Source organism: Pedobacter jamesrossensis, from assembly GCF_042650905.1.
In the GTDB taxonomy this organism is placed as follows: domain Bacteria; phylum Bacteroidota; class Bacteroidia; order Sphingobacteriales; family Sphingobacteriaceae; genus Pedobacter; species Pedobacter jamesrossensis.
Map to the genome: position 1 here is coordinate 1 of NZ_JBHSBY010000088.1, position 9,725 is coordinate 9,725.

General features: G+C 35.8%; 7 protein-coding genes. 4 read left to right on the forward strand and 3 right to left on the reverse strand.

Annotated features, from left to right (window positions below; all coding sequences use genetic code 11):
* Positions 1–380: 380 nt before the first annotated feature.
* From ACFOUY_RS09560 to ACFOUY_RS09570, 3 genes are all read right to left on the reverse strand, one after another.
* Positions 381–3,608, reverse strand: a complete 3,228-nt coding sequence (locus ACFOUY_RS09560) for an amidohydrolase family protein (RefSeq protein ID WP_378960284.1) — start codon at positions 3,606–3,608, stop codon at positions 381–383.
* Positions 3,609–3,679: 71 nt separating this feature from the next.
* Positions 3,680–3,979, reverse strand: coding sequence for a HigA family addiction module antitoxin (locus ACFOUY_RS09565; RefSeq protein WP_378960285.1), 300 nt, complete (start codon positions 3,977–3,979; stop codon positions 3,680–3,682).
* A gap of 25 nt (positions 3,980–4,004) precedes the next feature.
* Positions 4,005–4,289 (reverse strand): type II toxin-antitoxin system RelE/ParE family toxin, encoded by a 285-nt coding sequence (locus ACFOUY_RS09570; RefSeq protein WP_378960286.1) that lies wholly within the window; start codon positions 4,287–4,289, stop codon positions 4,005–4,007.
* A 122-nt stretch (positions 4,290–4,411) separates the two neighbouring features.
* Here ACFOUY_RS09570 and ACFOUY_RS09575 point away from each other — a divergent pair, with 122 nt between their 5' ends.
* The 4 genes from ACFOUY_RS09575 to ACFOUY_RS09590 all read left to right on the forward strand — a co-directional run bounded on the left by ACFOUY_RS09575 (position 4,412) and on the right by ACFOUY_RS09590 (position 9,565).
* Positions 4,412–6,304 (forward strand): RecQ family ATP-dependent DNA helicase, encoded by a 1,893-nt coding sequence (locus tag ACFOUY_RS09575; RefSeq protein WP_378960287.1) that lies wholly within the window; start codon positions 4,412–4,414, stop codon positions 6,302–6,304.
* A gap of 75 nt (positions 6,305–6,379) precedes the next feature.
* Positions 6,380–7,687, forward strand: a complete 1,308-nt coding sequence (locus ACFOUY_RS09580; RefSeq protein ID WP_378960288.1) for an MFS transporter — start codon at positions 6,380–6,382, stop codon at positions 7,685–7,687.
* Between the two features lie 29 nt (positions 7,688–7,716).
* Complete coding sequence (locus ACFOUY_RS09585; RefSeq protein WP_378960289.1) at positions 7,717–8,454, forward strand: (Fe-S)-binding protein; 738 nt, start codon at positions 7,717–7,719, stop codon at positions 8,452–8,454.
* Between the two features lie 208 nt (positions 8,455–8,662).
* Complete coding sequence (locus ACFOUY_RS09590) at positions 8,663–9,565, forward strand: hypothetical protein (protein ID WP_378960290.1); 903 nt, start codon at positions 8,663–8,665, stop codon at positions 9,563–9,565.
* The last annotated feature ends 160 nt before the right edge of the window (positions 9,566–9,725 follow it).

The following is a 9,725-nucleotide window of genomic DNA, read 5'->3' on the forward strand; positions in this document are numbered from 1 at the left end:
CAATGATTTAACATGGTTAAAAATACGAAAAATAATCCGTATATGGTTGATATTCAGTGTGTTACATCTTATTTATTTAATGATAAATGTGTGTAAGGATTAGCTCTTAAAGGAGAGGGACAGTGCTACCATTTGCCAAAGTACAAACTTTAATCGGGTGAGGTTAAAACAACGTTAGGCTATTCTTGCTTGTATAATTTTGCCAAAGATTCGCAGATTTCTAATCTATTTGCTATATAATCTGCGAATCTGTGGCTGTATTTTAAATTCGGGCAATAATATAAATTGCATCGTCATGCTGAATTTATTTCAGCATCTTTCTTGCTATTAAGGCCTAATCTTAACCTTATTTGTTCTTATATTCCTTATATGGTAAATGACTAATCACAATGCGGAACGGTGTATGTCCAGGTTTCTGATTCCCCGTTTGGAACGATGTAACCATTTCCTCTGGCATTTTCAAACCATAATTTACCACGAAGTTTCTCTCTTGTTCCAATTTCATTCATAGTTGCGCTATCGTACAAGCGACCATTAATCATCACATATTTAATCTTTTCCGAGTTGCGAATATCATCAAGTGGATTAGCATCCATAATAACCATATCAGCTAACTTTCCAACTTCTAACGAACCAATTTCTTTATTCATACCCAAATAGCTTGCACCATTTAAAGTAGCGTTTCTAATTGCTTGTAGTGGTGTAAAACCGCCCTGAACGAACATCCACAATTCCCAATGGGCACCTAAACCCTGAATTTGACCGTGAGCGCCTAAGTTTACCTTTGTTCCACCATCTGCAATTTGTTTAGCTACTTTGGCTATATCAATGTGATTGTAATCGCTATATTCAGAAGTTGTCCTGCGTCTAGCTCTCGAATCTATAATCGAGCGAGGAGTGTAAGTCATTAACTTTTCATTTTCCCAAACGTTTGTTCTATCATACCAGTAATTTTCGCCCCATTGTCCGCCATAAGCAACGATCAAAGTAGGGGTGTAAGCCACTTCCGTATTGTTCCAAAGTGTAGTTACATCTTTATAAACTGGTAAAACCGGGATGCTATGCTCAATTCCGGTATGGCCATCAACAATCATATTCATGTTATGAAAAAACGTTGAACCTCCTTCTGGCACAACTTCCATTTTCAGTTGACGAGCTGCCTCTAAAATTTGTTGGCGTTGCTCTCTACGAGGTTGATTATAAGATTTTACAGAAAATGCACCAACCGCCTGTAATCTTTTAAGATTTGCCAAAGCATCATCCAAACTATTAATTACAACCTTAAAATCGCCATCTGCACCATATAAAATACTGCCTGTTGAGTAAACTCTTGGCCCAATCATTCTACCTGCTTTAAGCATTTCGCTCTGACTAAAAACCATCTCTGTATTACTCGATGGATCGTGAGAAGTGGTTACTCCAAAAGCCAGGTTAGCCATATAGCTCCAATCGCTTTGCGGCGAAATTCCATCAGGGCTTGTTCGTAAATGTGCATGCACATCCACAATACCTGGCATAATGGTTTTGCCGTTCACATCAATCACTTTTGCATTTGCAGGAATAATCACTGCATCAGCTTTGCCTATTGCAGTAATTTTATTCCCATCAGTTAAAATAGTTCCATTTTCAATTACTTCATCACCTTTCATCGAGATAATTCTCGCACCTTTTAACGCCAGAATTCCAGTTGGTGCATCCGATTTTAAAACCAGATTAACATCAATTGAAGTCGCCTGAGTTTTTGGTGTGCTGCCATCAAAATTAAAGGCGCTATTTACATCAATAGTAAAATATTTTGGTCCTAATGTCCAGTGAAGATTTTTACTATCGGCACTCCATTGAATATATGTACCACCATCTGTTGTTACTTTTGCAACAGGAATCGATTTGTTTCCAGCTGAGGCATCTTGTGCAACACCAACATTAATCATTGGTGTGATATAAACATTAAAAAGTTCATTAAAGGCCACCCACTTATTATCAGGACTGATTACGAACTGATTTGCATATTGCGAAGTAAAGTGTGTTCTTTCATTCGCTCCATTCAAATCAATACTTTTTAATGCCTTTTTGCCATCTGCATAACTTTGGAAGTAAATCCTGGTATCGCTATTATTAAACTGTGGGCGAATTCCATTTTCTGAAATCAATGTTTTTGCTCCACCATTTGCAGCCATCGTAAAAATTCCTGTTCCACGACCATAATTGTAGCCTAAAACATCATTTCCACTTCCTTTTCTGAAAACGATTTTATCGCCTTTGGTAGAATATTGTGGTGAATAATAAAACCCTTTTTCATCACTTAATGTTATCGTTTTGCCTGATTTTAAATCGGTTCTTTTTATTGCTCCGCGAAGTTCGTCGCTCCACGTGGTGTAAACTACAAATTTCCCGTCTGGACTAAATGCTGGCTCGAATTCAAAATCTAATCCATTTGTTAAACGCTCTGTGGTTCCATTTGGTAATTCTTGCTTGTAAAGATAGCCAGCAGCATTAAAAACGATTGTTTTGCCATCTGGTGATGTAGTTAATTGTCGCAACATTTTAGCGGAGAATTCATTGTTGAATACTTGCTGTTCGAAATGTAAAGCTTGCTGAACAGTTTGAACCGTATTGGCCTGAAATGGAATAGTAGAGTTAATTAATGTGACAATCTCAGTTTTCCTGATTTTTCCTTTTGCATAAAACACTAAACTTTTGCTATCGGGTGTCCAGGCAAAATTTGGGTAAACACCAAAAATAGCCCAGGTTTCTTGCTGGTCATGAGATAAATCTTCGTTAACTGGCCATTCTTCGCCTGTTTTAATATTTTGAACATAAAGCGTAGATTTTAAACGAACACGTTTTACAAAAGCAATTAAATTGCCATCTGGCGAAACCTGCGGACGGCAAGCACCACCTTGCTCGTTAATTAAAGTAGTTAATTTTCCGGTTGTTAGATCTAGTTGACGGATAGCATAAATGGTTCCATTTGGATCTTTACTGTATTCGAAATTCGGGCCCGGCGTTACATCTTCACTAAAGTAAACGTATTTTCCATCGGGTGAAACATTGGGTTCACCGGCATCTTGCTGGTCGTTTTTACGTTTTGTTAATTGTACACCATCACCACCGTTTATATTGTACATCCACATTTCACCTGCACCTAACGAGCGGCTGGCGGTAAAGTGTTTACGAGCCACAACATATTCGCTATTAGGCATCCAAGTTGCATTATTTAAAAGTCTGAACGACTCTTTGGTAACTTGCTTTTTATTCGAGCCATCGCGACCCATAATCCAGATATTATCGCCACCGCTTTTATCGCTTGTGTAAGAAATATACTTCCCATTTGGACTAAATCTTGGCTGTACATCGTAGGCAATGCCTCCACTAATTAATTTTGCCTGACCACCAGAAATTGGCATCACATAAATATCACCTAATAAATCAAAAACAATTTCCTGCCCATCAGGACTCACATCCAGATTCATCCATGTTCCCTCATCTGTATTTAAAGTGAAGTTTTTGGTTGTTCCCATGAATTTTTCTACATCCCATTTTTTCTCCTGGGCATTTGTAGCGAAAAAAAGAAGTGAGAGTGCAGATAGAAAGTAGAGTTTTTTCATTTGATATATTGTATTTATCTGAATTATTAAGATTTTTTGAGTGGATTTTAACTTTACAAATTGTTTCTGTTCTAAACGAAACGAAATTTGTGTAAATCAATAGAACTATTCGCAAATTCCATTTCTGCTTTTCTTAAATCATAACTTGTTTGTAATCTGAGCCATAAGCTTGCATTGCCACCAAAAACCTTTTCTATTCTAATAGCCATATTCGGGGTGATTGAAGCTTTGCAGTTTAAAATATTAGATAGCGTTGGTCGTGTAACCTTTAATAGCTCAGCGGCTTTAATAACCGTTAAATTATTTACTTTGATTATCTCTTCTCTTAAAATTTCTCCTGGATGTGTATTTTCTTTTATTCCTCTTTCCATTTTTTTTGTATTTAAAACAAAATTTTTAATGTGTATCTTCCAAACTTAAATCGTATGCATTTCCATTTTCAAAACGAAAAATTATCCTATAATTTCCTGTAACATCTAAGCTCCAGTAATTTTTTAAATCACCTTTCAGCGGGTGGATTCTCAAATTTCTAAATGGCTCAAAGTCTTTCGGTACAAAATTAGCGTCATTTATTAAGTCTAGTATGAATCTGATTTTAGGCAACATATCAGGTCTTATCTTACTTTCATCACCTTTAGTCCAATAAGTTTTCAATCCTTTATGGGCAATTGTCTTTATCATACATTTGGTTTGATAGCTGTAAAGTTACGCATTACGATAATTTTAAGCAAATTGTTTTATTATTCATCATACTTATTATGTTTGGTTCCACATAAATTTTATAGTTTTGGTACGCCTGATTTATGACAGCAATAGAGATTTTACAAAAATATTGGGGTTACCCAGCTTTCCGACCGTTACAGCAAGATATTATCAACTCGGTTTTGGAGGGAAAAGATAGCTTGGCACTTTTGCCAACTGGCGGAGGTAAATCTGTTTGTTTTCAGGTTCCCGCTTTGGTAAAAGATGGAATTTGCATAGTCGTTTCTCCCTTAATTGCCTTGATGAAAGACCAGGTAGAAAATCTTAAATCGAAAGGAATTGAGGCGATAGCCATTTACGCAGGGATGGGTAAGCGTGAAATTGATATCCTGTTAGATAACTGCATTTACGGCAAAATTAAATTCCTGTATTTATCTCCCGAAAGATTGTTATCCGATTTAGTTCGGGTACGGATTTCTTACATGAATGTTAACTTAATCGCTGTTGATGAAGCACATTGTATTTCGCAATGGGGTTATGATTTTCGTCCGCCTTACCAGCAAATAGCAAAGCTAAGGGAAATTCATCCTGATGTGCCTGTCTTAGCACTTACAGCAACCGCAACCGAATTTGTTCGAAGAGATATTGTAGATAAGCTGGAGATGACCAACCCGCAGATTTTTGTTAAAAGTTTTGCGAGAGATAATTTAAGCTATGTAGTTTTTAATAAGGAAGATAAGTATAAAAAACTAATAGAAATTTGTAAAAATGTGAAAGGAACTGGCTTGGTTTATGTTCGAAACAGAAGGGAAACTGCAGAGGTTTCTAATTTCTTAAACCGCAACCATATAAAAGCCGATTTTTACCATGCAGGTTTAGAACGCGATGTTCGTTTTCAAAAACAAGAAGATTGGAAATTGAACAAAATTCGCATTATGGTTGCCACAAATGCATTCGGGATGGGTATTGATAAGGCTGATGTTAGAACCGTTGTACATTTAGATTTACCCGAAAGTTTAGAAGCTTATTATCAGGAAGCAGGTAGAGCCGGACGTGACGAAAAACGGAGTTACGCCGTTCTATTGGCTAATCGGTCTGATATTTCAAGTCTTGAATCTCGTTATATCGATAGCTTTCCATCGCCGGAAGAAATTAGAAAAGTTTATCATTACCTCGGAAACTACTTCCAATTGGCTTTTGGAGCTGGAGAGGGTTTGACCTTTACATTTGATATAGCTGATTTTTGTAAGCGTTTTAATATTAGCGTATTAAAAACGATTTCTGCCTTAAAATTTTTAGAACACGATGGTTATATTACGCTGTCAGAAAGTGTTTTTCTTCCGTCGCGGATGATGTTTATTGCCAGCCATGAAGATATTTACCGTTTTCAAATTGAAAACAGAGCTTACGACAGCATTATTAAAACCATTTTACGTTCTCATGGAGGTGCTTTTGATGGTTTTGTTAAAATTAATGAGGCAGATTTAGCTAAGAAAACGGGGCAATCTTTCAAAGAAATCATCGCTCTGCTAAATAAATTGCAGTCAATAGAATTATTAACTTATCTCCAACAAACCGACCAACCACAATTGCAATATGTACGGCGACGTATAGATATGGATCATTTTGATTTGGATGTAAAATACCTCGAATTGCGTAAAGAAATTCTGCTTAAACAAGTTAATGCGGTAATTGCTTATGCATCAACAAATGTGTGTAGAAGTATTCAATTATTATCATATTTTGATGAACACAACGCTTCTAAATGTGGCGTTTGCGATGTTTGCTTAGCAGAAAAACGAGCAGAGCTTAAAAGTCATGGCAACGATGAAATCGATTTTGAAATTATTTCCTTACTTCAGCAGCAACCCTTGAGTTTAGATGATTTAGTAACAAGTATTAAAAACGGCACTGAAAATGAGCGTATCGATGCAATCAGAGAATTATTAGATGCTGGCAAGATTAAAACTGATGGAAAGAAGTATTATCTTTAGCTGTGAAAAAAGTAATCGTTTAACTGTTTATTTGGTTAAAGGGTACTTAACTTTAAAACACTCTGTAAAATACAAATGATAGAAAAAAATAATAAGAAAACCATCCGTTCCTGGGCTTTCTTCGATTGGGCTAACTCTGCCTATAACTTAGTAATTACCTCTACAATTTTCCCTGCATATTACACCATCATTACCACAACCAAAGAACATGGCGATAAGGTTACTTTTTTCGGAAAAACATTCGTAAATACGTCTCTTTCTAATTATGCCTTATCTTTTGCTTATTTAATTATGGCTTTGACTTTACCAATTCTATCCTCAATTGCAGATAGGAGGGGCAATAAGAAATCATTTATGAAGTTTTTTACCTACATAGGTGGTTTAGCGTGTATGGCTCTTTATTTTTTCAAGTTAGATACGCTCGAAATGAGCATAATCTTCTTTTCCATAGCAGCAATGGGATACATTGGAGGTGTTTTATTCAGTAATTCTTATTTACCTGAAATTGCAACCGAAGAACATCAGGATCGGGTTAGTGCGCAGGGTTTTTCTTACGGATATATTGGTTCTGTACTGCTTCAGTTAATTTGTTTCTTATTTGTACTAAAGCCAGAATGGTTTGGTATTGTTGATGCATCTTTCCCGCCAAGATTATCATTTTTATTAGTAGGTATCTGGTGGATTGCATTTTCACAAATTCCATTTTCAGTTCTTCCCAACGGGAAACCGCAAACAGATAAAGTCAAAACCAATATAATAAAAGATGGTTTTAGTGAATTAACCAAAGTTTGGAATCAGTTAAAGCAAATCAAAAAGCTAAAAGGATTTTTAATTTCTTTCTTTTTCTATTCAATGGGGGTACAAACCATTATGCTTGCTGCAGCTGGTTTTGCAGAGAAGACATTGAAATTAGGTACTGCAAAATTGATAGCCGTTATCCTAATTATTCAGTTGGTAGCTATTCCAGGTGCAATGCTTATGTCTTATTTATCTAAAAAATTAGGGAATGTAAACATCTTAATAACAGTTGTAGTGGTTTGGATTGGTTGCTGCATCTATGGTTATTATATCACAAATGAGTATCAATTTTATTCCTTAGCTGCAATTGTAGGTTTAATTATGGGGGGAATTCAATCATTATCTCGTTCAACTTATTCTAAATACTTACCATCGAACACACCAGATACAACATCTTTCTTCAGTTTTTACGATGTTACCGAGAAATTAGCCATTGTAATTGGTTTATTCAGTTTTGCATACATAGAAGATTTAACCGGAAATATTCGTTATTCAATTATCGCTTTGGCATCATTTTTTATAGTTGGATTAATCTTTTTGGTAATCTTGAGAAAAATCGAGAACAAAGAATTGGTAAAATTGTAAGTTTGTAGCTCGAATTGTAATTATAATAGATGAAAGTAGAATTGTTTGTTCCCTGTTTTGTAGATCAATTATATCCTGAAACCGCTTTTAATACCTTAAGATTATTAGAAAAATCGGGCTGTAAAGTAGAATACAACTCAAAGCAAACCTGTTGTGGTCAGCCTGCATATAACGCTGGTTATTGGGATGAGGCAAAAGAAGTTGGTACAAAGTTCTTAAATGATTTTACCGAAAATACTTATGTTGTAGCGCCATCAGCATCTTGCGTGGGCATGATAAAAAGTGGTTACAACGATTTATTCACTAATACAATCGTTCACAATAAATGCCGAAGTTTACAATCTAATATTTGGGAACTTTCCGATTTTTTAATCAATGTGGCTAAGAAAGATTATTTCGGAGCTGAATTAGAGGGCAAAGCTGTTTATCACGATTCTTGCAGTGCTCTACGCGAATGTAAAATCAAAGATGAACCTCGCCAGCTTTTATCAAAAGTACATGGTTTAGAAATGCTCGAAATGGCCGATACAGATATGTGCTGTGGTTTTGGGGGAACTTTCGCGGTTAAATTCGATGCAATTTCATCTGCAATGGCCGAACAAAAAGTTAACCATGCTTTGGATCAAAATGCCGATTACATCATTTCTACAGATTTATCGTGTCTATTACATCTTCAAGGTTACATCGATAAAAATAACCTGCCAATTAAAACAATGCACATTGCCGATGTTTTATGTAACGGCTGGTTAGAAAGTACAGAATATTAACAAATATATTACTTCTGATTATTAATGATTTAACACTTTTTAACACGCTTTACGTTAAATCTAAAATACCTTTGTTAAACCTTTTTAAGGTTTACCCATCTAAAAGAAACAAAACATAAAACAATGAAACCATAATGGTTTAGTAAAACTAATTTTAAAATAAAACCATGATAGCTTCATCACCTTTAAAAAATTAAATATAAATAAGATGAAAAAAATAATTTTCGCTTTATTTGGAGTTTTATCTATTGCATCGGTAGCAAATGCGCAAAAGAAAACTTCAGGAGCAATACAATTTGAAACTACTATCGATCCGGCTGCTATGATGGCTGCAAGTGGTGTTAAAATTCCTGAGCAAATGGCTGCAAGAATGCCATCATCAAGTAAATCGAACTTTGAACTATTATTTAATGCAACCAATGCAAGCTACATGCCTGTAGAAGAAACAGAAGATAGTAATGGAGCTGGCGGCGGCGGAGGAATGGGACGTATGATGAGAGGATTTGGTGGTGCTGGTGGTAACAGAGAATATTATTACACTTTTGCAGATAAAAAATTAGTTGAGGTTTTTGACCTTAGCGATACAACATATGTAATGCAAAGCAGCTTAAAATTAAATACAAGTGCTGGTTTGGGTTTTGGCGGTGGAATGGGTAGAAATAACCCAAATGATACAACTAAGCCAAAACCAGTTGTTCCTCCAAAAATTGAAGTTGTTAAAACTGATGCTACTAAGCAAATTGCTGGCCTAACTTGCCACGAGGCTATTGTAAAATCTACCAGGTCTATGAAAATTTTAGATATGGATAAAGATGTGACAGAAGAAACTCATATTTGGTATACAAACGATTTAGGTTTTGATTTCTCTCCAAACCCTAACCTGTGGACAGAAGGAACTGTTTTAGCGATAGAGGGTAGAGGAACTAGTACTATTGCTAAAAGCATTGAATACAGAAATGTAAGCATTAAAGATGTAACTGCTCCTAAAAAAGCAACTCCAATTACCGAGGCTGAGTATAAAGTTAAAATGGAAAACATGATGAAACGTTTTAGAGGTAATGGAAACGGCAGACCAGGCGGTGCCGTTGTAGTTAGAGGTTTTGGCGGATAATTAAATTCATAAATAAAATATTTTTTAAGCCTGTTCAATATCTGAGCAGGCTTTCTTGTTGTGCGCCATGCATGGTGATAAACTAGACGGTGCAAGTCCGTTATGGGGGTATGTAATCGCCAACCATTAGCTTACGGCAAGGGTGTCCATCGTGAGGTGG